A 24,581-nucleotide genomic window follows, 5' to 3' on the forward strand; every position below is an offset into this window, starting at 1 on the left:
TCAGAAACTGCGGGAGGGGCCGGACGTGGGGAACTTCTTGGCAGGAAAGGTCGTCGCCGTGACGGGGGCGGGCCGCGGGATCGGCCGCGCCGTCGCGCTCGCCGCGGCGGCCGAGGGCGCACGGGTCGTCGTCAACGACTACGGGGTGTCCATCGAGGGCGCCGAGCCGACGAGTTCGATCGCCGACGCCGTGGTCAAGGAGATCGAGGCGGCGGGCGGGGAAGCCGTCGCGGTGGCCGACGACATCTCCACGATGGCCGGCGGCCGGCGGGTCGTCGACGCGGCGCTGACCTCGTACGGACGTGTCGACGGAGTGGTGTGCGTGGCCGGCATCCTGCGCGAACGGATGCTCTTCAACATGTCCGAGGAGGAGTGGGACCCCGTCGTCGCCACCCACCTGAAGGGCACGTTCACGGTCTTCCGCGCGGCCTCGGCGGTCATGCGTAAACAGGGCGCGGGCACGCTGATCGGCTTCACCAGCGGCAACCACCAGGGCTCGGTCGCGCAGGCCAACTACAGCGCGGCGAAGGGCGGGATCATCTCACTGGTCCGCAGCGCGGCACTGGGCCTGCACAAGTACGGGGTGACGGCGAACGCGGTGGCACCGGTCGCCCGCACCCGTATGTCGGCCAATGTCCCCATGGAGCTGAAGGAGATCGGCGAACCGGAGGACGTGGCCGCGCTGGTGGTCTACCTCCTCTCCGACCGTGCCCGCGAGGAACGCATCACCGGGCAGGTCTACACGATCGCCGGCCCGAAGATCGCGGTGTGGGCGCAGCCGCGGGAGCTGCGCGCCGGGTACGCGGAGGGCGGCCCCTGGACTCCCGAGCGGATCGCGGACTTCCTGCCGGGGACCGTGGGCGTGGACCCCATGCCCCTGCTGGAACAGGTGGAGGCGATGGCGCGGGCGGCGGCGCGCAAGGCGCGGCCGAACGCGTGAGGTGCAGACGCGTGAGGTGCGGCTGAACGCGTGAGGTGCGGTCGAACGCGTGAGGTGCCGTTGTTCTGTTGGGCCCGTGGGTGAGGGGGACACATGGAGTTCGGATTCGACGCCGAGGACGAGGCCTTCCGGCGCACCGCACGGGACTGGCTGACCGCTCACCCGGTCGGTGAACCGGTCGTCCGCCAGGACTGGGAACGGGAACTGGGCCGGGGCGGCTGGATCGGTCTCGGCTGGGCGGAGGACGGCTACGGCAACCGGCGGGCGAGCCTGACCCAACAGGTCGTCTGGGCCGAGGAGTACGCCCGTTCCAAGGCCCCGGCCCGCTCGGGCCACATCGGCGAGAAGCTCCTCGCCCCCACCCTCATCGCTCACGGGACCCCGGAACAGAAGGCCCGCTTCCTGCCCCCGGTCGCCCGCGGCGAGGAACTCTGGTGTCAGGGATACAGCGAGCCCGGCGCGGGCTCGGACCTGGCGGGGATCCGTACGTCCGCGGCACGGGACGGCGACACGTACCGCGTCAGCGGCCAGAAGATCTGGACCTCGCTCGCCCACGAGGCGGACTGGTGCTTCGTCCTCGCCCGTACGGAACCGGGGTCGACCCGCCACCACGGCCTGTCCTTCCTTCTCGTCCCGATGGACCAGCCCGGCCGTGTCGAGGTCCGCCCGATCCGCCAGCTCACCGGCACGAGCGAGTTCAACGAGGTCTTCTTCGACGGGGCGGTGGCGCGCGCCGAGCACGTGGTCGGCGGTGCGGGCAACGGCTGGCAGGTCGCCATGAGCCTCCTCGGTTTCGAACGAGGGGTCTCGACCCTGGCCCAGCAGATCGGTTTCGCGGAGGAGTTGGGCCGGGTGATCGAGACGGCCGTCGCCACGGGCGCCGCGGCCGACCCCGTCGTCCGCGACCACCTCGTACGCCAGTGGGCGGAGCTGCGCACGATGCGCTGGAACGCGCTGCGGACGCTGGGCGGTTCGGGTGACGCGGGCGCGCCCAGCGTCGCCAAGCTGTTGTGGGGCCGCTGGCACCAGCGGCTCGGTGAACTGGCGGTACGGGTGCGGGGCGCGGAGGCCGCGACCGGCCCTGGGGACTGGTCGGCCGAGGCACCGTACGAACTCGACTCCTCCCAGCACCTGTTCCTGTTCAGCCGGGCCGACACCATCTACGGCGGCTCGGACGAGATCCAGCGCACGATCATCGCCGAGCGCGTGCTCGGCCTGCCGAGGGAACCCAAGGGCTGAGGGAGTCGCGATGCGAGGCGTGGTCTTCGACGGCAAGCGGACCCAGGTCGTGGACGACCTGGAGATACGGGATCCGGGACCCGGAGAGGTGCAGGTCGCGATCTCCGCGGCCGGGCTCTGCCACAGCGACCTGTCGGTCGTGGACGGGACGATCCCCTTTCCCGTCCCCGTGGTCCTGGGGCATGAGGGCGCGGGGGTCGTCGAGGCGGTGGGCGCGGGCGTCGGCCATGTCCGCCCCGGCGACCATGTCGCGCTCTCCACGCTCGCCAACTGCGGGACGTGCGCGGAGTGCGACCGGGGGCGGCCGACGATGTGCCGCAAGGCGATCGGGATGCCACGGCAGCCGTTCACGCGGGGCGGGCGGCCGCTGTACCAGTTCGCGTCCAACTCCGCGTTCGCGGAACGGACGGTGGTGAAGGCCGTCCAGGTCGTCCGCATCCCCAAGGACATCCCCCTCCCGTCCGCCGCGCTGATCGGATGCGGCGTCCTGACGGGAGTGGGCGCGGTCCTGAACCGCGCGAGGGTGGACCGGGGGGACACCGTCCTCGTCATCGGCACCGGCGGAATCGGACTCAACGTCCTCCAGGGCGCGCGGATCGCGGGCGCCCTGAAGATCGTCGCGGTCGACGCCAACCCGGCGAAGGAGGCGGTGGCCCGGCGCTTCGGCGCGACGCACTTCCTGACGTCGACGGAGGCCGTGAAGGACATCCTTCCCACGGGGGCGGACCACGCCTTCGAGTGCGTCGGCCGCGTCGAACTCATCCGCCAGGCCATCGACCTGCTGGACCGCCACGGCCAGGCGGTCCTCCTCGGCGTACCCCCGGCCACGGCCGAGGCGTCCTTCCTCGTCTCCTCCATGTACCTCGACAAGTCCATCCTGGGCTGCCGATACGGCTCCTCCCGCCCCCAGCGTGACATCGCCCTGTACGCCGACCTGTACCGAGAAGGCCGCCTTCTCCTGGACGAACTGGTCACCCGGACCTACCCGGTGGAGGACTTCGAGAAGGCGGCGCAGGATGCGGAAGGGGGGAGGGTGGCGCGGGCGGTGCTGACGTTCTAGGGGTGCGGGGTCCGGGGTGCGGGTTCGGTTCCTTCGCCCGCGGGTGGGTGGGGGCTGGTCGCGCAGTTCCCCGCGCCCCTTAAGGGCGCTGGCGCGCAACTTTCAGCCTGTCCGGCGTTTGAGGGCGAGGCCGTTCAGGCCGGTGCGGGGTTGTCCACAGGGCGGGGAAAACCCGTGGGGTGTTGTCGGACCGGTCCCCTAGCGTCGTCGCATGAGCTACCGAGACGTCGCCACCAAACGGGTCCTGGCCTGGGCCGTCGTGGCCACCGGTGCCCGTATGCCGGTCGCCATGACCCCCCTGGCCCTGGTCTTCCTCGTCCGGGAACGCCCTGCCGGCTACACCCTGGGCGCAACCCTGGCAGCGGCCTACGTGATCGGCGAGATCATCGGCGCCCCCCTCCTCGGCACCCGTATGCACCCCGACAGAGCCCGCCCCCACCTGGCCTGGGGCCTGGCGATCGGCGCGTCCGGCTTCGCCGCCCTGGCCGCGATCCCTCACGCGCCCCCACCCCTGCTCGCCGCGTTCGCCGCCCTGGCCGGCGCCGCCCCCGCCGCGGCCCCCGGCGCCCTCCGCACCCTGCTGACCAGCCTGGTCCCGAAGCGAGCGGCGGCCCAAGCACTGTCCGCCGAGTCGGTGCTGACGTTCGGGATATGGTCCCTGACCCCGGCGGCGGTCACGGGCCTCGCCCTGGGCGTCGCCCCCAGAGTCCCGCTCCTGCTCGCCGCCGCGCTGATGGCCTCGTCGGTCGCGGGCCTGTGGCTGCTCCCCGCGGGCTGGGAGGCCGACGACGGGGACCGCGCGGGCGAGTCGATGCACCGGCTACTCGCCAGAGCGTGGCCGGCGTATGTGACGGGCGCGGCCAGCCTCTCCCTCCTCGCCCTCGCCGAACTCGTCCTGCCCGCCCTGCTCGAACAGCGCGGGACGGCCGTCGGCTGGGCGGGCCCACTGCTCACGGGCCTGTCGCTGGGCTCGGCGGTGGGCGCGTTCCTGTACGGGCTGCGCTCCTGGCCGGGGCAACTGCGTACCCGAAGCGTGGTGTTGATGTGCGGCATGGCGGTCTGTCTGACGCTGGTCGCGCTGATACCGACCCTCGCCGGGATGGCGGCCGCGCTCACCGCCGCGGGCGTTCTGCAGGCGGGCGCGATGCTCACCCGCAACCTGTCGCTGCGCGAGATGCTCCCGCCGAGCGCGCTGGCGGCGGGGTACTCGGTGATGTACGCGGCCGTGGGCGCGGGTTACGCCGCGACGGGCTCCCTCGCGGGCGCGCTCCTCCACTTCGTCGCGCCCTCGACCGCGATCCTGGCCGGCGTCGGCCTCACCCTGCTGCTCACGTTGGTGGGCGCGCTGGGCGAGCACGCCCGGATCAAGCCCCCTGACCCGGCCCCCACCACCACCGGACCGCGCTCAACGCACGGCCCCAAGACGGTCGACGTCACCCCCGCCCAATCCCTCAACCGGACTCCCGCCCAATCCCTCCCCCAGACCCCCGCCGAGGCCCTCGACTGTGGAGGCCCCGGAGCTCCGGAAGGTGCGCCGATACGCGGTGGGGGTGACCCCGAGCACCGCCTGTAGGTGCTGCCGCATCGACTGGGCCGTGCCGAAACCGGCGTCCCGCGCGACCTGGTCGATGGACAGGTCGCTGGTCTCCAGCAGGTGCCGGGCCCGTTCGATGCGCTGCTGGGTCAGCCAATGCCCGGGGCTGACCCCGACCTCCTCGCGGAAGCGGCGCGTGAAGGTGCGTACGGACATGGCTTCCTGTTCGGCCATGTCACGCAGCTGGATCGGCTCGTGGAGGCGGGCCAGCGCCCAGGCACGGGCGGCGGTCGTGGTGGCCGCCTGCGGCTCCGGCACCGGCCGCTGGATGTACTGCGCCTGCCCGCCGTCGCGGTGCGGGGGTACGACGGTGCGGCGGGCCACGTCGTTGGCGACGGCGGTGCCGTGGTCACGGCGTACGAGATGGAGGCACAGGTCGATTCCCGCGGCGACACCGGCGGAGGTGAGGATGTCGCCGTCGTCGACGAAGAGCACTTCGGCGTCGACCTTGATCTTCGGGAAGAGCCGCTGGAAGTGCTCGGCGTGCATCCAGTGGGTGGTGGCGGGCCGGCCGTCGAGGTATCCGGCGGCGGCGAGGACGTAGCCGCCGGTGCAGATGGAGACGAGGCGGGTGCCGGGGCGGACGTGGGCGAGGGCGGCGGTCAGTTCGGGGGTGAGGATGCCTTCCTCGTGGACGGGGCCGAGTTCGTAGGAGGCGGGGATGACGACGGTGTCGGCGGTGGCGAGGGCCTCGGGGCCGTTCGCGACGAGGACGGCGAAGTCGGCGTCCGTCTCGACGGGGCCGGGCGGCCGGACCGAGCAGGTGACGATCTCGTACAGCGGCTGCCCGTCGGTGTCGCGCGCCTTGCCGAAGATGCGCTGCGGGATGCCGAGCTCGAAGGGCAGCAGCCCGTCGAGGGCGAGGACGACGACGCGGTGGGGAGGATGCGTACCCTGAGGGGCCATGGCCCGATCCTAGCGAATGCTGTCCTTCGGGCCACTCGTTCGCGAGAACGGCAGACCCGAAGCTCTATGTCGTGACCCAGACAACCGATGCCGCCTCTCCGGGGGGCGCCGCAGCCGCGGAGGACCCCCGCCCCACCGAGCCGAACGACTCCACCGGCTCGATCGAGCCGGCCGACTCCACCGGGCCGATCGACTCCGCCGAGCCGGCCGACTCCATCGAGCCGGCCCGCGCGTCCACTCCCCGCGTCCGCATCCACCGCGCCTGGTTCGTCGCCGCTGTCACCTTCGTGACGATCATCGGTGCGGCTGCCTTCCGTTCACTGCCGGGTCTGCTGATCGACCCGCTGCACCAGGAGTTCCACTGGTCACGCGGCACGATCGGCGCGGCGGTGTCCATCAACCTCGCGCTGTACGGGCTGACGGCGCCGTTCGCGGCGGCACTGATGGACCGCTTCGGCATCCGGCGCGTGGTGGCGATCGCCCTGATGGTGATCGCGCTCGGTTCCGGACTGACCGTGTGGATGACGGCGGCCTGGCAGCTGCTGCTCTGCTGGGGCCTGTTGGTCGGCCTGGGGTCCGGCTCCATGGCGTTGGCCTTCGCGGCGACGGTCACCAACCGCTGGTTCACGGCGCGCAAGGGCCTGGTCACGGGCATCCTGACGGCGGCCTCGGCGTCCGGCCAGCTGATCTTCCTGCCGCTCCTGTCCTGGATCGTCACGAAGCACGACTGGCGCCCGGCCGCGGTGACGGTGGCCCTCGCGGCGCTCGCGGTCGTCCCCTTCGTATGGCTGCTGCTGCGGGACCACCCGGCGGACGTGGGCGTGAAACCGTACGGGTCGGCGGAGTTCGTACCGAAGCCCGCGCCCGTGCGGGGCGCCGCCCGGCGCGCGGTGACGGTCCTGCTCTCCGCCGTCCGCACCGGACCGTTCTGGCTGCTGGCCGGCACCTTCGCGATCTGCGGTGCCTCGACGAACGGCCTGGTCCAGACGCACTTCGTGCCCGCGGCCCACGACCACGGGATGCCCATCACGGCGGCGGCCTCGCTGCTCGCGGTGATCGGGGTCTTCGACGTGGTCGGAACGGTCGCCTCCGGCTGGTTCACCGACCGCTTCGAACCGCGCCGGCTGCTCGCCGTCTACTACGCGCTGCGCGGCACCTCGCTCCTCTTCCTCCCCATGCTCCTCGCCCCCTCCGTCCATCCCCCGATGATCTTCTTCATCGTCTTCTACGGCCTCGACTGGGTCGCCACCGTCCCGCCCACCCTGGCCCTGTGCCGTGAGCAGTACGGCGAGGACAGCGCCATCGTCTTCGGCTGGGTCCTCGCCTCCCACCAGGTCGGCGCCGCCCTCGTCGCCTTCCTCGGCGGTGTGGCGCGGGACGCGTTCGGCTCGTACGACGTGGTCTGGTACGCCTCGGGCGCCCTGTGCGCGGCGGCGGCCCTGATGGCACTGGTGATCCGACGGCGCCCCGCGACGGGCACCCCCGCGGTTCCGGCGATCGCCTGACGACTCCGGTACCCCGACCGGGCGGCCTGCCACCGAACTAGAGGAACCGCCCCTTGTGGAACAGCAGCGGCGCGACGTCGTCACCGTCGCTCGCGCCGAGTGCGTCCACCCGTCCCACCACGATCAGATGGTCCCCACCGGTGTGCACCGCGTGGATCGTGCAGTCGACCCAGGCCGCGGCGCCCGCGAGACGCGGCGAACCGGAAACGGGCGCCGCGTCGTACACGACCCCGGTGAACTTGTCCGCCCCGCTCACCGCGAACCCGCGGCACAGCTCGCCCTGGTGCGCCCCCAGCACGTTCACGCAGAACACGCCCGCGCGGGCGATCCGCGGCCAGGTCGCCGACGTACGCCCCACCATGAAGCAGACCAGGGGCGGATCGAGCGAGAGCGACGCGAACGACTGACAGGCGAACCCGGCCGGACCCCCGCCACCGGCTTCGCCCTCGACGCCCGGCGCGGTGATGACGGTGACACCCGTCGCGAAGTTCCCCAACACCCGCCGAAACGCCGCCTGATCGACCGGCGCCCGCTCATCGTCCCCCACCGCGCGCAACTCCGGCCGCGGCAGCACCTCGACCTGCCCCGCGACGCTGGAAGCCCCGGCCGACCTGAGATAACGGACGGCGGCGGCCGCCATCCCTGCGTGTCCCATCACACCACCCATTGAAGCTGACGGACTGTCAGATGGGAAGGGCTGGGAGCCGAGGCGAGCCCCGTGGCGACTCCCCGTCCGGCCTGCGCGTATGTTCGCGACCATGGGGTGGGCGGACGCGGGGCGCAAGCCGGGGCGCGCGGGGCTGAAGTGGGCGGACGCCGAGGTGAACGCCGCCGCCGCGGTCTGTGCGGCGCAGCTCCCCGTGGTCGGCGCGTTGCTCTGGCTCGGGACGCTGAACGACGACCCGTACGGCGCGACGTATGACAGTTCCTTCGGCCTGGCGTGTCTGCTCCTCTTCGCGCCGCTGCTCCTCTGGGTCCTGGGCCAGTCGCACGCGGCCGTGCACACGATGCCGGCCGCGACGCTCGCCCGTCTGACGGTGCGGCGCGCGGGCGGCCGGGAGTGGGGCTGGCACCTGGTGTTCATCGGCGTGCTCGGCGCGGTCTGGTCGGTGGTCGGTGCCGCAGTCGGCGGCTGGTCATTCCTGGCCGGGACCTTGTGGATCGTGGCGTTCGGAGTGCTGCCCGCGCTCGGCGTCGCGTACGTCCGCGGGCGTACGCGGACCACGGGGCGGCCACCGCGCGGCCGACGGACGATCTGGCTGGCTTCGGCGCTCGGCTCGACCGGCCTGAGCGTGGTGGTTCTCGTCGCGGGCACGGTGGCGCAGTCCACCGGCCTCATCAAGGAGTACGAGCCGCCGAAGCTCCCGGCCGGAGAGCTCGCCGGAGTCTGGCGGGGCGGCCACGGTGCCGTACTGCGGCTCGGCACCGGCGGGCGGGCCGCTCTCACCAAGGTGGCCGCCGAACCCGGTCACCACGAGCCGGTGACCACGGAATTCAGTGTGTGCGGCGGGACCGGGACCTGGTTCCTCGACACGGACGGCGCCCACGACCACTACTCCGTGAACGGCCCCGAGGAGCGGGACGGCGTGGTCGTCACCGTCCCCGGGTGCGGGGACGCCACCTTCTGGACCATCGGCGGCAGCGAGGACGAGCCCGAGCTGTACGTCCTGTTCGGCGACCCCGACTCGGGGGACCTGCGCAGGCTGAGGCGGGACTGACTCAGCGGCCCCGGTAGTGGGGGGTTCGGCGTTCTGTGAAGGCGGCCACGCCCTCGTTCGCGTCCGTCGTGGTCATGTTGATCTCCTGGGCGGCGGCTTCGGCGGCGAAGGCGGTGGTGCGGTCGGAGTCGAGGGAGGCGTTGACCAGCTGTTTGGTGAGGGCGAGGGCGCGGGTCGGGCCGCTGGCCAGGCGCTCGGCCCAGTCGCGGGCGGTCTTCTCCAGATCGTCCGGTGGTACGACCCTGTTGACGAGCCCGAGCCGGGCCGCGTCCGCCGCCGTCAGCGCGTCGCCGAAGAACATCAGTTCCTTGGCGCGCTGGGGGCCGATGAGCCGGGGCAGCAGATACGCGCCGCCGCCGTCGGGGACCAGGCCGCGGCGTACGAACACCTCGATGAACTTGGCGGAATCGGCGGCGAGTACGAGGTCGCAGGCGAGGGCGAGGTGGGCGCCGAGGCCGGCCGCGGTGCCGTTGACCGCCGCGATCACGGGCTTCTCGCAGTCGAGGACCGCGCCGATCAGACGCTGGGCGCCGAGCCGGATCGTGCGGGCCACGTCCCCGGCCACCCGCTCCCCGGCCACTCGCCCCCCGGCCGACGGTCCCCCGCGCAGGTCCGCGCCCGCGCAGAAACCACGTCCGGTCGCCGTGATCACGACGGCCCGTACGTCCGGGTCGGAGGAGGCGTGGGAGAGGTGCTGGATGAGGCGTTCGCGCTGGTCAGGGGTGATGGCGTTGAGGGCTTCGGGGCGGTTGAGGGTGATCCACGAGACGTGATTGTCAGTGGCGTGCAGTACCAATGAGTCGACGGGATCGGCAGATTCGGCAGATTGCTCGGCAGGTTTCTCGGGGGAGGACGTCATGGGGATGCTCCGGTTTTTACGGGGGATGGTGCGGCGGGGGGTGGGGCTGCGGCCGGCGCCGGCGCCGCGGGGAGCGCTGGAGCGGCGGGGTTCAGCGGCAGACGACCAGCGCGTCCAGCGCCACCGCTCCCTGGCCCCTGGGCAGCACCATCAGCGGGTTGATGTCGAGCTCGGCGATGTCGTCCCCGAGTTCCAGCGCCATCCGCTGTACGCGCATGACGACCTCGATCAGCGCGTCCACATCAACCGGCGGCCCCCCGCGCACGCCCTCCAGAAGGGCCCGCCCGCGCAGCTCGCCGAGCATGCCCCGCGCCTGGTCCTCACCGAACGGCGGCACGCGGACGGCCGCGTCCCGCAGCACCTCGACGAGCACGCCGCCAAGGCCGACGGTCACGGTCGGCCCGAAGAGCTGGTCGTGCGTGACGCCTACGACCATTTCCACACCCCGCTCGACCATCTGGCACACCAGCACCCCGTCGAGCGAGATCCCCTCGTAGCGCGCGATGTCGGTGAGCTCGCGGTAGGCGTCCCTGACCTGGCTGGCGGAGGTCAGTCCGATCTTCACCAGACCCAGTTCGGTCTTGTGGGCGATCTGGGCGCCGGACGCCTTCATGACCACCGGGTAGCCGACGAGACTCGCCGCGCGCACGGCCGCCGCCGCGCTGGTCACCAACTGTTCGCGCGGCACCCGGATCCCATAGGCGCGCAGCAGCTGCTTCGCCGCGTGCTCGCTCAGCTGCTGCCCCGGCCGCATCAGCGCCTGCGTCTTGCGGAAGGACGGCGAGGGAGTGCGGGGAGCCTCGTCGAAGGGGGAGCGGTAGGCGGCGACGAACCGGTGGTGGTCCAGGTAGGCGCGCACGGCCGTGATGCAGTTGGCGAAGGTCCGGAAGGTGGCGACCTTCGACGAGCCGAGCAGCGTCTCGCGGTAGGCGGCCTCGGTGCCGACCGGCGAGCCCCACACCACGCACACCAGCTTGTCCGTCTGTTCCGCCGCGTCCACCAGGTCCTGCGCGAGCTTGTCGCTCATGGGAGGAAAGGGCCCGGTGATCGGACAGATCAGTACGCCGACCTCCGGGTCGGCGAGGATCGCGTCGATGATCTTCCGCCCGCGCCAGTCGCCGACCGGGTGCCCGCCGTTGTCGACGGGATTGGTCACGCTCAGGTACTCGGGTATCCACTGGTGCAGCTCGGCCTGCTTGGGGGCGGAGAGATGCGGCAGCGGCAGCCCCGCCGCCGTCGCCAGGTCGGCGAGGTGCGCCCCCGTGCCGCCCGAGATCGAATAGACGACGACACCCTCGGCCCGCGGGGCGCGGGCGCGGGCCAACAGGGCTGCGGTGTCCTGGAGTTCGTCGAGGCCGTCGACGCGGATCACGCCGTACTGCCGCATCGCCGCGTCCACCACCGTGTCGGCGCCGGTCAGCTTGCCGGTGTGTGAGGCGGCGGTGCGGGCGCCGGTCTCGGTGCGGCCGACCTTGACGGCGACGACGGGCACTCCGCGGCGGGCGGCGCGGTCGGCGGCGAGCAGAAAGGAGCGGCCGTCCTTCAGCCCCTCGACGTAGCAGGCGATCGCGCCGATCTCCGGCTGCTCGGAGAAGTAGGAGATGAAGTCGGCGGTCTCGAGGTCGGCCTCGTTGCCGGTGGGCGCCCAGTGGGAGAGCCGTACGCCCAGCTCCTGCATCGCGAACACCGGCCGGCCCTGGTGTCCGGACTGGGTGATGAGGGCGATCGCGGGACCGTCGAGATCGTCGCGGAACTTCTCGAAGGCGTTGAGGTTGGTGTTGGGCCCGAGAAGCCGGAGGCCGGCGCGGCGGACGGCGGCGGCGAGGTGGGCCTGCGCGGCGGCGCCCTCGGCCCCGGTCTCGGCGAACCCGGAGGCGAACGCGACGGCGAACTTCACCTTGGCCTCGGCCAGTTCCCCGATCACGGGGAGCGGGTCGCCGACGAGGAGCACGGCCAGATCGATCTGCTCGGGCAGGTCGGCGAGGGAAGGGGAGCAGGGGATGCCGAAGACGGACTGACGGGTGGGGTGCACGGGGTGCAGCCGGGCGCCGACCCGCTCGGCCCAGGCGATCAGCTGCCGGGTGATGCCGGTGTTCGGCCGGCCCTCGGCGTCCGAGGCGCCGACGACGGCCACGGACTCGGGACGGAAGAAGCGGTCCAGATCGGGTACGTCGGCGTACAGCGGACGGCCGCTGACGTCCAGGTCGTCGACGTCGGCCGGGCGGCCGTGCACGACGGGTGAGGGCTGCTCGCCGCAGGCGATGACGCGGGCCCGGCGGGAGTCGGTGGTGAGGGTGCCGTGGGTTGATCCAAGCATCGGTCCGCCCGCTCCTGTGTGACAGCCAATTAACTGACGCTCTGTCAGATTACTTAACTGACGCCGCGTCAGGAACCGTCGTGCAAGCAAAAGGCTGGACGGCGGGCGGTTCTCGGAGGTCGGCAGCCGCGCGGCCGGTCGTGCGGAAGGCCATGCGGGGCGTTGTGCGGAACGTTGCGCGGAACCTTGTGTGGAGCCTTGTGTGGAACGTTGCGCGGAACCTTGTGCGGCGGGGACCCGGTTCGTACCCGCCGCGCGAGGGGCCGGAACCCGTCGGGGTGCCGCACAACCATCAACTCCCGCTGATCGTCTATGACATGGCCCTGTCGGCTCGCGCCGGTGAAGCCACCGCACCTGTCCTTTTCCTCGCTTTTCTTCGCACTCTTGGGGATGTCATGAGACCTGTCTCTCTCGGCCGCGCGCTGCGGCTCGGAGCCTGTACGACGCTCGCGGCCGGACTCGTCACCGCGGGGCTCGCCGCCGCCCCCGCGTCGGCCGCGACCGAGTCCGACCAGCTGTGGATCAACGCGCCCTCCACGCAGGCCCTGCCGCTCGGCACGGACGGCGGCGCGCCGCAGAGCCGGACGATCGACGTGGGGATCTACCACGACAACAGCCACTTCACGGTGACCGACGGCAAGGTGACCGTCGACGCCTCCGGGCTGGCCGGGGTCGGAGAGGTGACCTGGCCGGACAACTGCGCGCCGAACGGGACGACCGCGGTGTGCAGCGTGCCGGACGTGCCCGTGATCGGGCCCGACTACAGCCAGCAGATCCACCTCGGGATCCGCGCGGCCGACGGTGCGCAGGCCGGGGCGCAGGGCAGGATCACCTACGGGGCGACGGCCACCGGTGGCCCCGACGGCACGCTCACCGCGCCCGAGGACAGTTTCGAGACCGACTTCACGGTCGCCTCGGGCCCCGACCTGTCCCTCGCCCCCGTGGCCGGCGTCGAGCACGCGCAGCCGGGTGGCACCGCGACGATCCCCTTCGCGCTGACCAACAAGGGCAACGAGAGCGCGCACGGCGTCACGGTGAAGATGACGGCGTCGTACGGGCTGGACTTCCTGAACAAGTACGACGCCTGCACCTACACGCGGTCGGGCGGTGACGAGTACGCGCCGATGACAGGCGCGACCTGCACGTTCGACCAGGTGCTGGCCCCCGGTGACTCCTTCGAGCTGCCCGCGCCGCTGCAGCTGGCGATCGCGCGGCACGCGCTGAACGACCGGCTGGACATCAGTGTCGACCCGGCCGACGGCGCGACCGACCTCGCGAGCCGCGACAACTACGCGGCTCTCCAGATCGGCACGGACAACACCGCCGACTTCTCGGTGACCGGCGCCGCGGTCACCGGTACGGCGGGCCAGACGGTGACCGCCCCGCTCACCTTCAAGAACAACGGTCCGGCCTGGTTCGCGAACCTCGGCTCCGGCGACCCGGCCGCCAAGGTCAGGCTGATCGTCCCGACCGGCACGACGGTCACCGGCGTCCCCGCGGACTGTGTCCCGCACACCCTCACGGGCGGGTACTACGAGAAGCGGACGGGCGCCCCGCGCTACGACTGCGCTCTGCCGTACTGGGTGTCCGAGAACACCGAGCGCACGTACGCCTTCCAGCTGCGGATCGACGCGGCGGTGCCCGGCACGACCGGTGAGGTCAGCATCCACCCCGAGTTCGGCGACTTCGCCTTCGACCCGGACACCACGAACAACACGGCGTCGCTCGCAGTCAACTGACGGTGACTCAGCGGCAGTGAGCAACGCTCAGTGATGCGGTGACTCAGCGCGCGGCGCGGGTGTCCCCCGTGTCGCGCGCTCCCGACTCCGCTCCCGACTTCGCTCCCGTCTTCGCCCCGGCTTTCGACGCCGCCTTCTCCGCCGCCCTCTCCGCCTTCTGCGCGGCCCTCGCGACCGCCTTCGCGATCTTCTCCGCGTCGAGGGCGAGTTCGCGGAACATGCCGCTGATGGGGTTGGTGAAGCCGGTGAAGTAGAGGCCGGGTGCCTTCTTCGGGGTGCGGGCGCCGTGCACGACCGGGCGGCCACGCCCGTCGAGGACGTCGAGGTGGCCGACGATGCCCTCCAGGGCGCGTGCGTACCCCGTCGCGGCGATCACGACGTCCGGGTCGATCCGCTTCCCGTCGGCGAGGACGACCTTGTCCTCCTCGAAACCCTCCACCGCGGCCACGACCTCGACCTGCCCCTTGCGGACGGCGTTGATGAGGCCGACGTCCTGGACGGGGATGGAGCCGTCGTTGACGCGGGAGTAGAGGCCGGTGTCGGGGCGGGGCAGCCCCTGCGCCGCCAGGTCCGGCACGCTGAGCTTGGCCATCGGCCCGGCGAGTGCGTCGACGAGGCGCACCGGCAGCCGCCGTACGAGGATCCCGGTGAACTGGGCGGCCCAGCCCGCCGTGGAGCGGCGCACGATGTGCGGCGCGGTGCGCACGGCGAGCCGTACCCGGGAGGCGCCGCCCTCGACCAGGTCCACGGCGATCTCGGCGCCCGTGTTGCCGACACCGACGACGAGGACGTCACGGCCGGCGTAGGGGGTGGGGTTGCGGTAGTCGCCGGCGTGCAGGAGTTCGCCGGTGTACGTGTCGCGGCCGGGCCAGTCGGGCAGGCGCGGGGTGTGGTTGTGGCCGGTGGCGACGACCACGGCGCTGCCGGTCAGTTCGCGGCCGCCGGTGGCGTGCAACAGCCAGCCGTCGCCGCCCGGGGCGGGCTCGACGCGCGAGACCTCGACGCCCGTGACGATCTCCAGCTGGTGGTACTCGACGTACTTCTCCAGGTAGCGCACCACGTTGTCGCGTGAGACCCACCGCCCGAAGGAGCGCGGCATCGCGAGGCCGGGCAGGCCGGACAGTCGCCGGGTCGTGTGCAGGTGCAGCCGGTCGTAGTGGCGCCGCCAGGACGCTCCGACCTGGTCGGACTTCTCCAGTACGACGGCCCGTACGCCCTGGGCGCGCAGCGCGTACGCCGTCGCGAGTCCCCCGGGGCCGCCGCCGATGACGTACACGGGGCGGTCTTCGTGGGACGGCACCGGGCGGGGTGTCGAGGAAGCAGTCGAGTCGGCCATGTGCGCGAGCGTAATCACGTCGTCACTTGATAGGTCTCGGTCAAGACCGGAATCGGTTGCGAACTGATCACGGCTGTAGGAGGAGTGGGTGGGGCCGGTGGCGTAGGTCACTTGGTTGTGTTCGAAGGATGGTGAGGGGTGAAGGGCACGGGTTCGCAGATTCTGGCAGCGGCCCGGCCGGGAACCCGTTCACCGATCCGGCGTACCCGACGTATGGGGCTGGGGCGGCGCTCGTACACCGTGACCCGGCGGCCGCGTTCGTCGGTTTCGGAGCAGCGGACGAAGTGCGCCTGCAGGACGCGCCGTTTGGCCCGGTCGCGTTCGGTGGTGGCGGATGCGTTCTCGTCGCTGACGACGACGATGCGACGTACGGCCAGCATGGCGTTGGTTATCTGTTCCGGGGTGCCCTCCACGCCGTTCAAGGTGCCGGATTCCAGCGGGTCGCGGACCAGCGCCAGATCTCTGATCCCGGTGAATTCGGCCGGCGAGACGAGGGCGGTGTCACGACGTGCCGCGGGGATGTACAGCACCACGTCTCCCGCCTCACGGACCGCGGCGACGTTCTCGGCGGTGGACAGCACGTCGTCGACTCGGCCGGCCGCACTGCGCAGTGACAGCTCGACGGGCAGCAGCCCGAGAAAGGCGAGAGCCATGACCACGACGATCAGCCGGCGAGGTGGCGTGCGGAGGCGGAACGCGAGTGCGCGGCACGCCGCGCCGATGAGGAGGGCGAGCCCGAGGTGGCCGAACAGGACGTAGCGAGTCAGATAGACGGGATGGGCCAGAGAGACGACGAGCAGCACGAGTGGAGGAAGGGCAAGCAGTGGCAGGGCGACCGCGGTGAGCGGGAGTCGGGCGCCGCTGGGCGTGCGGTGGCGCCCCCTCGGGCGTGCGAACCATGCGCAGAGCGCGCCGGCGAGCAGTGTCAGTAAGAGGCCGAGCAGCTTGCTCTGATTGACCGGGGGGATCCAGGCGACCTGTCCCGACTGCGCCTTGCTGGCGATGACGAGGGGCAGCGCGCCGATCGCGGCGGCGGACGAGACGGCCGCCCATCGCAGGACGATCGCGAGGGGCAGGCGGGCGAGGGCGATCGTCACCGCGTGTGCGAACAGCACCAGGAGCGAGAACCAGTTGAGCAGCGCACCCGTGAGCACAGCCATGCCGTACGCGACCCAGTGGCCGGCGTCCGGGCTGTCGACCGCCGCGACCAGCAGCCGGCAGGCCAGTGCCACACAGGCCGCGACCAGAGCGTAGGGACGTCCCTCCTGCGCATACTGCTGAACCGCGGGGATCAGGGCGAAAGCCAGTCCCGCGGCCAGCCCTGTGCACCGGTCGGCCAGGCGGTCCCCCAGGAGGGTGACCAGGGCGGCGGCCCCGGACATGGCCAGAACGGAGGGCAGTCGCAGGGCGAGGAGGCTGTCTCCGAAGACGGCGAAAACGCCGTGCATGAACAGGTAGTAGAGGCCGTGGACGACATCGACCTGGTCCAGCAGGTGCCAGATCTCGGGAAGGGTCCTGTGGGCCACCTGCCATGTCGCCGCCTCGTCGCGCCACATGCTGTTCTCGCGCCTGATCCCCCACAGACCGAGGAGGAGGGTGAGGGCTGCCGGACCGACCGCGCCGAGTGCTGTTTTGGGCATGACAAATCCCTGGATCGGCGTGAAGGAGGAGGTGAACGGGACGCCAGGCGGCCGCCTGGCGATTCCGATCATGTGCAGCACGCTAGGCGGCGGGCGGGATCGGGGTCGTCACCTGCGATGACGACCCAGGGGGTCCGTCGCGGGAACTACCGCCGACCTGGACAAGGCCGTGGGGCGTAGTCCTTCAGTGCCGGGCCGACCGGGAACCGCAGCACTTCGCGGTCCCACCTCTTGCGCGGGCGTCCTCCGTGCGCTGAACTGACGTACCGTCAGATACCGAAGGGGGCGTGGACTGCCATGGACACGATCTGGCTCGGCGGAGCGGAGTGGCTGGCCGTGCTGCGGATCGGGCTCGGGCTGTGGTGGCTGGAGAGTTGGCGGCACAAGGACAAGAAGGGCTGGTTCGAGCGGGGGACCGGGATCGCGTGGGCGGCGGACGTCGCGGGCAAGCACCGGTGGAACGCGGTGCGCTCCGGCTTCGACGCCGTGGTCGCGCCCCGGCCGCGGACGATGGCGTACGTCGTCGTGTACGCGGAGTTGGCCCTCGGGCTGGGACTGGTGGCCGGGTTCCTGACGCCGATCGCACTGGTCGGCGGACTGCTCCTCAACGTCCTGTACTTCACCCTCATGATCCACGACTGGGCCGAGCAGGGGCAGAACGCGATGATGGCGCTGATCTCGGTCGTCGCCTTCTTCGGGATGGGATGGCAGACGTGGTCGTTGGACAGTGCGATCGGGCTGTTCGCGTGAGGCGCGGGTCGATCGGGGCCGGGGTGCGCTCGTGAGCGGGGAGCGTGCGGCGGACAGGGCGCGTGTATCTGATGGGGCGCGTGTATCGGACGGGGCGCGTGTATCGGACGGGGTGCGATTCGATCTGCCCGAAGTCGATGCCTTCACCCGGCCGTACTGGGACGCGGCGGCGGAGGGCCGACTGCTGATCCGCCACTGCGCGGGCTGCGACCGGGCCCACCACTACCCCCGGGAGTTCTGCCCGCACTGCTGGAGCGAGGACGTGCGCTGGCGGCCCGCGAGCGGGCACGCCACGCTCTACACCTGGTCCGTCGTGCACCGCAACGACCTCCCGCCGTTCGGCGAGCGGGTGCCCTACGTCGCCGCGGTCGTCGACCTCGCGGAGGGGCCGCGGATGATGACCGAGGTGGTGGAGTGCGAGGGCGACGCGCTGCGGATCGGGATGGGGCTGGAGGTCACGTTCAGGGCGGGGGTGCCCGTGTTCCGACCACGGTCCGGCGCTGTCCCACCTCCTTCCTCCGCCGACCCATCACCTTCCTCCGTGTCGAAAATCGCTTCCTGAACCCCTCTGGGCCCCGTGAATAATGGCCGGATGCCCGACGTTCACGAGAAGTCCCTCGCCCATCCCTTTCCCGTGCTCGACGGCCACGGTCTGCGGCTGCGCCCCTGGGACCCGGAGTCCGAGGCCGATGTCGCGACCTGGCTGCGCGGGCTGTCCGACCCGGAGTTCCAGCGCTGGAACACCCCGGTCAAGATCGTCCGGGATCTGGGCAGCGCCCGCGACTCGCTCCGCTCGCGCGCCGAGGCCGTCGCCGACGGCACCGCTGTCACCTTCTGCATCACGGACGCGGCCACCGGTACGACCCTGGGTCACATAGGCGTCAACGACATCAACCACGTCATACGCGTCGGCATCGTCGGCTACTGGGTCCTTCCGGAGGCACGCGGCCGGCAGGTCGCCACCCGTGCCCTCGCCCTCGCCGCCCGCTATGCCTTCGGCGCCGTCCGTCTGCACCGCATCGAACTGGGCCACGCCCTCGGCCACGACGCGTCCTGCCGGATCGCCGAGCGGTGCGGGTTCCCGTACGAGGGGACGCTGCGGGAGGCGATGTTCGAGTCGGGGCGCCACGACGCGTTCCGGGACGTCCACCTGCACGCACGGATCGCGACGGACCCGGAGCCGACGCTGCCGGTGACGGGCTCCGGGCCCCGGTAGGGCCCGGTCCCGACTCTTTGACCTGCCGGTCTGCTCTTTGACCTGTCGGTCTGCCTCAATGGCAGGCGAACGACTTGTTGGTCTTGCTCGCGCTCAGCGCACAGGTCTTGCCCCGTACGGCACCGGCCGTGTCATGGAAGGTGAGGTTCCAGGTCCCGGCGTTGTCGTTGAGGACCGCGTATCCGAAGACCCCTGCCAGGTTTTGCGGCGGGTTCTGTTCCTGGGTGATCGACTGTGTGACGGCCTGCGGGGGCTGCGTGCCGATCAGCTGTCCGACGACCTTGGTGTCGTCCGGGCCGTTGTCGAGTGTTCCGCCCGAGGAGCCCACGGTCAGCTGGGGCGGGCGCGGGGAGTTGAAATCGAGCATCTGGTAGAGATGGATGTGCCCCGACAGCACCAGTCGCACGTTGTCCGCCAGCCGGTGCAGGGAGGTGTCGGCGACGGCCGCGTCGAGGACGCGAGTCAGCCATTCCGCCGAGTTGGGCGGGTTACCGGACGCTTTCACCATCCACAGCGGCTTGTGCGTGACCACGAAGAAGTCGTTGGCGGGGCTCTGGAGCGCGGCCTGGTTCACGGCTTGGAACTGCCTGGCGTAGATGCCCCGCTGGGCTGTGCTTCCGTTGTCGCTCGGGTCGGCGAACGAGGAGTCCACGGACGCGAGGGTCAGGGTGCCGGCAGGGATCAGCGAGGGCGCCGGGTACACGCTGCACGATCCGTTGGAGCGGAGATCGTCGGCGAGGTAGCGGAACCACGCGCCGCCCGCGCCGCCCGGATGCGTCGTGCAGTCTTCGTGGTTGCCCCGGGTCAACGCGATCGGCGCCGCGGCCAGCAGCTTTTCGGCGGGCCTGAAGAAGTCGGCGATCACACAGTCCCAACTGGCTCTGTCGGCGAACGTCGTGCAGCCCGGATTCGCCGCCTTGTCGTTCTCCCTGCTGGGGTCCTCCCGATAGAGGTAGTCGCCGGTGTGGATCACGAGATCCGGCTTCGTCACGGTGGCCGCGCTGTCCGCGATCCGCTGGAAGGGCCAGCCGGTCTGATGGTTCGCGCAGTTCTGCACGGGACCGGTCGCCGGGACCTCGCAGCCCGCGTCGCCGATGACGGCGATCTTGCTGGGACGGGTGTTCGAGGTCCACTTCGGCAAGGGGAGCTGACGGTTCGCGGGATGCACCGTGGCCGCCTGGATCGATGTCTGCTCGAGCACCGCGTTGGAGGCCGTGAGGGGCACCCTCAGCTCACAGACGGTGGTCGGGAACTGTGACGTCGGGCCGGGAGTGCTCACCCGATGCAGGGAGTGCGGATTCCGGTTCACTCCCAGGGTGTAGCGCACGACGGGACACGTCTGGCTGGTGTCCGTGGACACGTACCGGATCTGGGTGCCGTTGCTGGTCAGTTGGGTCCATGCCCAGGCCTCGCCGTTCGGCGCCCCGGGCGGAGGTGTCGTTCCGGGGGGAGGCGTCGGCCCGGGGGGTTTCGGCCCCGCGCTGTCGGGTGCGATCCGTGGGGGAGTCGCGTCGGCCGGGACCGCTATGGCAGGGACCGCCGTGGCCAGTGCGCTCGCCATGACGAGGGCGGCGATTCGATACCGCATGTCCAGTTGCTCCGTTCGCGTGCCCCGGACATACCGATGTATTTCACCGCCGGGGGGCACACCTGGATGGTCACCGACGGTGTCCACCCGTGCACCAGCACGGGAGCGAACGGCCTACACGGTCACGCCGGAAAACCGGAGGCGGCTGGCAGGGGATGAGCGGGATCATGCCCGGCATGACTCGTGACGCGCACGGCTGGGTGTTCACCCACGATCTGGACGAATTCCTCACGAGCGCGGGGGACTTCCTGCGCTCGCGGCCCGCGGCGCACACCGTGGCGCTGTCCGTGACCGACGCGCTGCGCAGACGAGGGCCGGACGTGTACGGGGAGGACGCACCGTTCTTCGGCCGGTTCGCCGACGGGGACGGGGACAGGGAGAACGACGGGGTCGGTGGGGTGTCGGCCGTGCTGTTCCACACCCCGCCGTACCAGCTCAACGTCACCGACCTCCCGGCGGAAGACGTCGACGCGCTGGCCGCGCGGCTCGCGGACGAGGGGTACTCGTTCCCGGGCGTCGGCGGTCCGGTGGACACGGCCGCCGAGTTCGCCGCCGCCTGGGAGCGCCACACCGGCGCGCGGGCCCAACTCAGGAGAAGGGAACGGCTGTACCGGCTCGGTACGCTCACGCCGCCGACGCCCGTTCCGCCGGGCCGCGCCCGGGTGGCCGGCGAGAGCGACCACGCGCTCGTCGCGCGCTGGTACTCCGAGTTCGCCGGGATCTTCGAGCGGAACGAGCGGCAGGACCCGGACCGCTGGGCCGAGAGCCGACTCGCGTACGGCGGTGTCACGCTCTGGGAGACGCCGGACGGTACGCCGGTGGCCATGGCCGGAGCGACCCCCCTGATCGCCGGGCAGATCCGGGTCGCCCCCGTCTACACCCCGGCACCCCTGCGCGGACGCGGCTACGCGGGGGCCGCCACCGCCGAGGTCAGCAGGGCCGCGCTGGCCACCGGAGCGGACGAGGTACTCCTCTTCACCGACCTCGCCAATCCGACGAGCAACGGCCTCTACCAGCGCATCGGTTACCGCCCCGTGGCCGACTTCGCCGTCTACGACTTCGTGAAGTAGTGGCCCTCTTCGAGGTCCTCGACGAGGCCGGGTCGCTCGGGGTGCCATCCCAACTGCTTCTGCGTGAGGGCGCTCGACGCCGGGACGTCCATCGCGAAGAAGTGTCCGAGCCAGCCGAAGTGGTCGGCCGCCTCCTCGCGGGGGACGGCGGCCACCGGCAGCTTCAGGTACCGGCCGACGGCCTCGGCGATGTCGCGGACCGGTACGCCCTCGTCGCCGACCGCGTGCAGCCGCGCGCCGCCGGGCGCCTCCTCCAGGGCCAGCCGGTACAGGTGCGCGGCGTCGAGCCGGTGCCCGGCGGCCCAGCGGTTGGAGCCGTCGCCGGGGTAGGCGGAGACGCCCTTCGCGCGGGCGACGGCGATGATCTGCGGGACGAAACCGTGGTCCTCCTCGCCGTGCACCGACGGCGGCAGCCGCACCACCGAGGCCCGCACCCCGCGCTCGGCGAACGACAGCGCCGCCGCCTCCGCCGGGATCCGGGCCGCCGCGGGCGAGGAGAGATCCTGCTCGTCGTCCTCGGTCGCGACACGGCCCGGCACGAGCGTGAGACCGGCGGTCCCGGAGGTCACGACGAAGGGCCGACCGGACCCCACGAGCGTCTCGCCGAGCGTCTGGACGGCACGGATCTCCGCCCGGGCGGCGGCCGCGAAATCGGAGGAGCCGTGCTGGAACGCCGTGTGGATCACGCCGTCCGCCGCGTCCGCGCCCGCCCCCAGACTGTCGAGGTCGTCGAGGGCGCCGCGGTGCACCTCCGCCCCCGCGGCCGTCAGCGACGCGGCGGCCCGGTCCGAGCGGGCGAGGCCGAGAACCCGGTGTCCCGCGTCCAGCAGTTCGCGTACGACGGCGCTGCCGACGAATCCGGTGGCTCCGGTGACGAACACACGCATGGTGCACTCCAAAAAGGCGATGAGGTCCGGCCCGGCGGTTCTCCGCCCGGTGGTTGCGGATCCACCGTGTGGCCACGTGGGGTTCCGCGTCCAAGGCCTGTTGCGCAACGGCACATGCGTTTCAGGTATCACCGCAGGTCAATGGTGAAGACTTGCGGTCAGTCGCCAGTCGCGGGGAATACCATCAAGGCATGACGTCCGACTCGTCACCGCAGCAGCAGCCTTCGCCTCCGGTCGACCTCGACCTGCGGCTCGTGCGGTATTTCACGGTCGTCGCCGAGCACCGGCACTTCGGCCGTGCCGCCACCGCCCTGTGCATCGCCCAGCCGTCCCTGAGCCGGCAGATCCGCCGCCTCGAACAGCAGCTCGGCGCCCGGCTGCTGGACCGTACCCCGCAGGGCAGTCGGCTCACCGAGGCCGGCGAGGTCTTCCTGCCCCAGGCCAAGGCGCTGCTGCGCTCGGCCACTCAGGCCGCGGCGCGCACCCGGGCCGCCGCCCAGCCCGGCCGTGTCACCATCGGCTACACCTCCGGCATCATCGTCACCCCGGCGGTGCGCGAGATGCGCCGGCTGCACCCGGACGCCGAGGTGGTCGCCCAGCACCTCGTGTGGAACGACGCCCACGCGGCCCTGGTCGAGCACCGGGTGGACGTGGCGGTGACCCGCCTCCCGATGCGGACCGACCGGCTCCACGTCACGATCCTCTACGACGAGCCCCGCGTGCTCCTCGTCCCCGTCGACCACCGCCTGGCCGGCAAGGAATCCGTCACCCTCGACGACATCGCCGACGAACCCCTGCCCCGGGTGTCCGACTCGTCCTGGAACGCGTTCTGGCGCGTCGATCCGCGCCCCGACGGCAGCCGGGCGCCCGACGGTCCGCTCATCGAGGCCCTGGAGGACAAGTTCGAATTCATCGCCTCCGGGCAGGCCGTGGCCATCGTCCCGGCCGACCCGCGCGTCGACAGAATCCGCCCCGACCTCACCACGGTCCCCCTGCACGGCGTCGAACCGAGCCACGTCGTGCTCGCGACCCGCGCCGACGACCGCAGCCGACTCGTGACGGCCTTCCGCAAGTGCGCCCAGGCCCACCTGACCGGTCCCGAGTCTCAGGGCCAGAGCAGTTCCTTGCGCCAGCCTCCGCCCTCCGGGGAAGGTTCCGTACGGCGGTAGACGAGCCGTACGTGCCGACGCCTCGCGTCGCCCTGGAAGAACTCCACCTCTTCCGGCCGGAGGCGGTAGAGGGTCCACGTCGGGGCAGGGGCGTCGGGCTCGCGCTGAGCGCGGTCCCAGGCCTCGTCCGAGACCCGCCCCAACTCCGCTACGGAACCCAGCACTTCACTCTGCCCGCCCACGAGAGCGGCGGCCAGCGCCCCCGTCGAACGGGCGTGCAGATCCGCCTGCCCCTCCTCGGCCGGGGCGACCTCGACCGGCCCCCGCAGCCGGATCTGACGGCCCTGGGCGGGCCAGTAGAACCCCAGAGCCGCGTACGGGCGCGTGGCCAGCTGGCGGCCCTTGCGGCTGGTGACATGGCTCGCGAAGGCCCAGCCGTCCGCGTCCGCGCCGTGCAGCATCACGATCCGGACGTCGGGCAGCCCGTCCTCGTCCGCCGTCGCCAGCGACATCGTGTGCGGTTCGCTCTGCCCCGCCGCGACCGCGTCCGCGAACCACTCCGTGAACAGGGGGAGTGGTTCGGCGGGTGTGGATGCCGGGTCGAAGGAGGGCAGCTCTACGTCCCACACCCGCAGTGACCTGAGCAGCTCGTGAAGATCCGTTCCCATGCCCCGAGTATCACTCGGAGGCCCGGCAAAGCTGCGCCATGAGCACCCCGTGCAGCAGCTCCGCGTCCACCCTGTCTTTCGCGCAGGGTGCCCGGTCCTTCATGGCCGGGGTGAATGCGCGCTCCCGCGGAGCGGGGCAGGGATAGGCGAGTCGCCGTCAGGGCGATTCGTCATCTCCCTCCACGGACTTGAGGGCGATCTCAAGCGGTTGGTGGTGCTGGCGAGTTGAGGGCCCCGTGGTCGGGGGCTGCCCTGGAAGGCAGGGCATGTCGGTCACTCTCACGGGTGATGTTGATCGATGGCGTGCGCGGGAGGAGAACGGGGTGGCTAGGTTCGTGGCATGTCACGTTTCCGGCTGTACCCGACGCCCGTGCAGGCGCAGCAGATGCTGCTGCACTGCGCGCACGCCCGGTACGTGTGGAACCTGGCGGTGGAGCAGC

At 71.6% G+C, this 24,581-nt stretch carries 20 protein-coding genes and 1 pseudogene; 12 read left to right on the plus strand and 9 right to left on the minus strand.

The features are described 5' to 3' along the window. Positions 1-25: 25 nt before the first annotated feature. From AQJ27_RS23365 to AQJ27_RS23380, 4 genes and pseudogenes are all read left to right on the plus strand, one after another. Positions 26-940 carry an SDR family NAD(P)-dependent oxidoreductase gene (locus tag AQJ27_RS23365; protein WP_067372032.1) on the plus strand — a complete coding sequence of 305 codons (915 nt, stop codon included), beginning with the start codon at positions 26-28 and terminating at the stop codon, positions 938-940. Between the two features lie 93 nt (positions 941-1,033). Further along, positions 1,034-2,179, plus strand: coding sequence for an acyl-CoA dehydrogenase family protein (locus AQJ27_RS23370; protein WP_067372034.1), 1,146 nt, complete (start codon positions 1,034-1,036; stop codon positions 2,177-2,179). A gap of 10 nt (positions 2,180-2,189) precedes the next feature. Further along, a complete protein-coding gene (locus AQJ27_RS23375) occupies positions 2,190-3,239 on the plus strand; it encodes a Zn-dependent alcohol dehydrogenase (RefSeq protein WP_067372036.1) in 1,050 nt (349 codons plus the stop codon). 211 nt (positions 3,240-3,450) lie between these two features. Next, positions 3,451-4,602: pseudogene (locus AQJ27_RS23380) on the plus strand (MFS transporter); the annotation flags it as partial. Between the two features lie 42 nt (positions 4,603-4,644). Here the strand turns inward: AQJ27_RS23380 and AQJ27_RS23385 are convergent. Beyond that, a complete protein-coding gene (locus AQJ27_RS23385; RefSeq protein WP_079065179.1) occupies positions 4,645-5,739 on the minus strand; it encodes a GlxA family transcriptional regulator in 1,095 nt (364 codons plus the stop codon). A 71-nt stretch (positions 5,740-5,810) separates the two neighbouring features. On the opposite strand from AQJ27_RS23385, the gene AQJ27_RS23390 reads away from it, so the two are divergent. After that, positions 5,811-7,244, plus strand: coding sequence for an MFS transporter (locus tag AQJ27_RS23390; RefSeq protein ID WP_067372043.1), 1,434 nt, complete (start codon positions 5,811-5,813; stop codon positions 7,242-7,244). 37 nt (positions 7,245-7,281) lie between these two features. Here the strand turns inward: AQJ27_RS23390 and AQJ27_RS23395 are convergent, their stop codons facing one another. Beyond that, the gene (locus AQJ27_RS23395; RefSeq protein WP_079065180.1) at positions 7,282-7,899 is read right to left on the minus strand and encodes a flavin reductase family protein; all 618 of its coding nucleotides are present in this window, start codon (positions 7,897-7,899) and stop codon (positions 7,282-7,284) included. Positions 7,900-8,002: 103 nt separating this feature from the next. On the opposite strand from AQJ27_RS23395, the gene AQJ27_RS23400 reads away from it, so the two are divergent. Beyond that, positions 8,003-8,962: a hypothetical protein gene (locus tag AQJ27_RS23400; protein WP_067372485.1), complete on the plus strand. Its 960-nt coding sequence runs from the start codon at positions 8,003-8,005 to the stop codon at positions 8,960-8,962. Position 8,963: 1 nt separating this feature from the next. Here the strand turns inward: AQJ27_RS23400 and AQJ27_RS23405 are convergent, their stop codons facing one another. Together AQJ27_RS23405 and AQJ27_RS23410 are read right to left on the minus strand one after the other, a co-directional pair. After that, the gene (locus AQJ27_RS23405; RefSeq protein WP_079065181.1) at positions 8,964-9,821 is read right to left on the minus strand and encodes an enoyl-CoA hydratase/isomerase family protein; all 858 of its coding nucleotides are present in this window, start codon (positions 9,819-9,821) and stop codon (positions 8,964-8,966) included. Between the two features lie 91 nt (positions 9,822-9,912). Next, positions 9,913-12,138, minus strand: a complete 2,226-nt coding sequence (locus AQJ27_RS23410; RefSeq protein ID WP_067372052.1) for an acetate--CoA ligase family protein — start codon at positions 12,136-12,138, stop codon at positions 9,913-9,915. A gap of 395 nt (positions 12,139-12,533) precedes the next feature. Between AQJ27_RS23410 and AQJ27_RS23415 the strand changes: the two genes are divergently transcribed. Beyond that, entirely contained in the window at positions 12,534-13,877 is a 1,344-nt protein-coding gene (locus AQJ27_RS23415; RefSeq protein WP_067372055.1) for a COG1361 family protein, read from the plus strand. A gap of 43 nt (positions 13,878-13,920) precedes the next feature. Here the strand turns inward: AQJ27_RS23415 and AQJ27_RS23420 are convergent, their stop codons facing one another. Next, positions 13,921-15,213: a flavin-containing monooxygenase gene (locus tag AQJ27_RS23420; protein WP_235613642.1), complete on the minus strand. Its 1,293-nt coding sequence runs from the start codon at positions 15,211-15,213 to the stop codon at positions 13,921-13,923. A gap of 107 nt (positions 15,214-15,320) precedes the next feature. Then, positions 15,321-16,853: a glycosyltransferase family 39 protein gene (locus AQJ27_RS23425; protein ID WP_079065207.1), complete on the minus strand. Its 1,533-nt coding sequence runs from the start codon at positions 16,851-16,853 to the stop codon at positions 15,321-15,323. A 297-nt stretch (positions 16,854-17,150) separates the two neighbouring features. Between AQJ27_RS23425 and AQJ27_RS23430 the strand changes: the two genes are divergently transcribed. The 3 genes from AQJ27_RS23430 (at position 17,151) to AQJ27_RS23440 (ending at position 18,819) form a co-directional block, all read left to right on the plus strand. Then, positions 17,151-17,603 carry a DoxX family protein gene (locus AQJ27_RS23430; protein ID WP_067372062.1) on the plus strand — a complete coding sequence of 151 codons (453 nt, stop codon included), beginning with the start codon at positions 17,151-17,153 and terminating at the stop codon, positions 17,601-17,603. 112 nt (positions 17,604-17,715) lie between these two features. Beyond that, complete coding sequence (locus AQJ27_RS23435) at positions 17,716-18,165, plus strand: Zn-ribbon domain-containing OB-fold protein (protein ID WP_067372064.1); 450 nt, start codon at positions 17,716-17,718, stop codon at positions 18,163-18,165. A 30-nt stretch (positions 18,166-18,195) separates the two neighbouring features. Beyond that, entirely contained in the window at positions 18,196-18,819 is a 624-nt protein-coding gene (locus tag AQJ27_RS23440; RefSeq protein WP_067372066.1) for a GNAT family N-acetyltransferase, read from the plus strand. 55 nt (positions 18,820-18,874) lie between these two features. Here AQJ27_RS23440 and AQJ27_RS23445 read toward each other — a convergent pair whose 3' ends face one another. After that, entirely contained in the window at positions 18,875-20,407 is a 1,533-nt protein-coding gene (locus AQJ27_RS23445) for a metallophosphoesterase family protein (RefSeq protein WP_235613641.1), read from the minus strand. Between the two features lie 176 nt (positions 20,408-20,583). Here AQJ27_RS23445 and AQJ27_RS23450 point away from each other — a divergent pair, with 176 nt between their 5' ends. Then, a complete protein-coding gene (locus AQJ27_RS23450) occupies positions 20,584-21,477 on the plus strand; it encodes a GNAT family N-acetyltransferase (protein WP_067372493.1) in 894 nt (297 codons plus the stop codon). Here AQJ27_RS23450 and AQJ27_RS23455 read toward each other — a convergent pair. Beyond that, positions 21,459-22,364: an SDR family oxidoreductase gene (locus tag AQJ27_RS23455; RefSeq protein WP_067372068.1), complete on the minus strand. Its 906-nt coding sequence runs from the start codon at positions 22,362-22,364 to the stop codon at positions 21,459-21,461. The genes AQJ27_RS23450 and AQJ27_RS23455 overlap by 19 nt on opposite strands. 191 nt (positions 22,365-22,555) lie before the next feature. On the opposite strand from AQJ27_RS23455, the gene AQJ27_RS23460 reads away from it, so the two are divergent. Next, positions 22,556-23,533, plus strand: coding sequence for a LysR family transcriptional regulator (locus AQJ27_RS23460; protein WP_067372070.1), 978 nt, complete (start codon positions 22,556-22,558; stop codon positions 23,531-23,533). Here AQJ27_RS23460 and AQJ27_RS23465 read toward each other — a convergent pair. Next, positions 23,470-24,141: a pyridoxine/pyridoxamine 5'-phosphate oxidase gene (locus AQJ27_RS23465; protein WP_067372072.1), complete on the minus strand. Its 672-nt coding sequence runs from the start codon at positions 24,139-24,141 to the stop codon at positions 23,470-23,472. The two genes, AQJ27_RS23460 and AQJ27_RS23465, sit on opposite strands and share 64 nt — an antisense overlap. Positions 24,142-24,581: the final 440 nt, after the last annotated feature.

The organism is Streptomyces olivochromogenes (assembly GCF_001514115.1).
Lineage (GTDB): Bacteria > Actinomycetota > Actinomycetes > Streptomycetales > Streptomycetaceae > Streptomyces > Streptomyces olivochromogenes.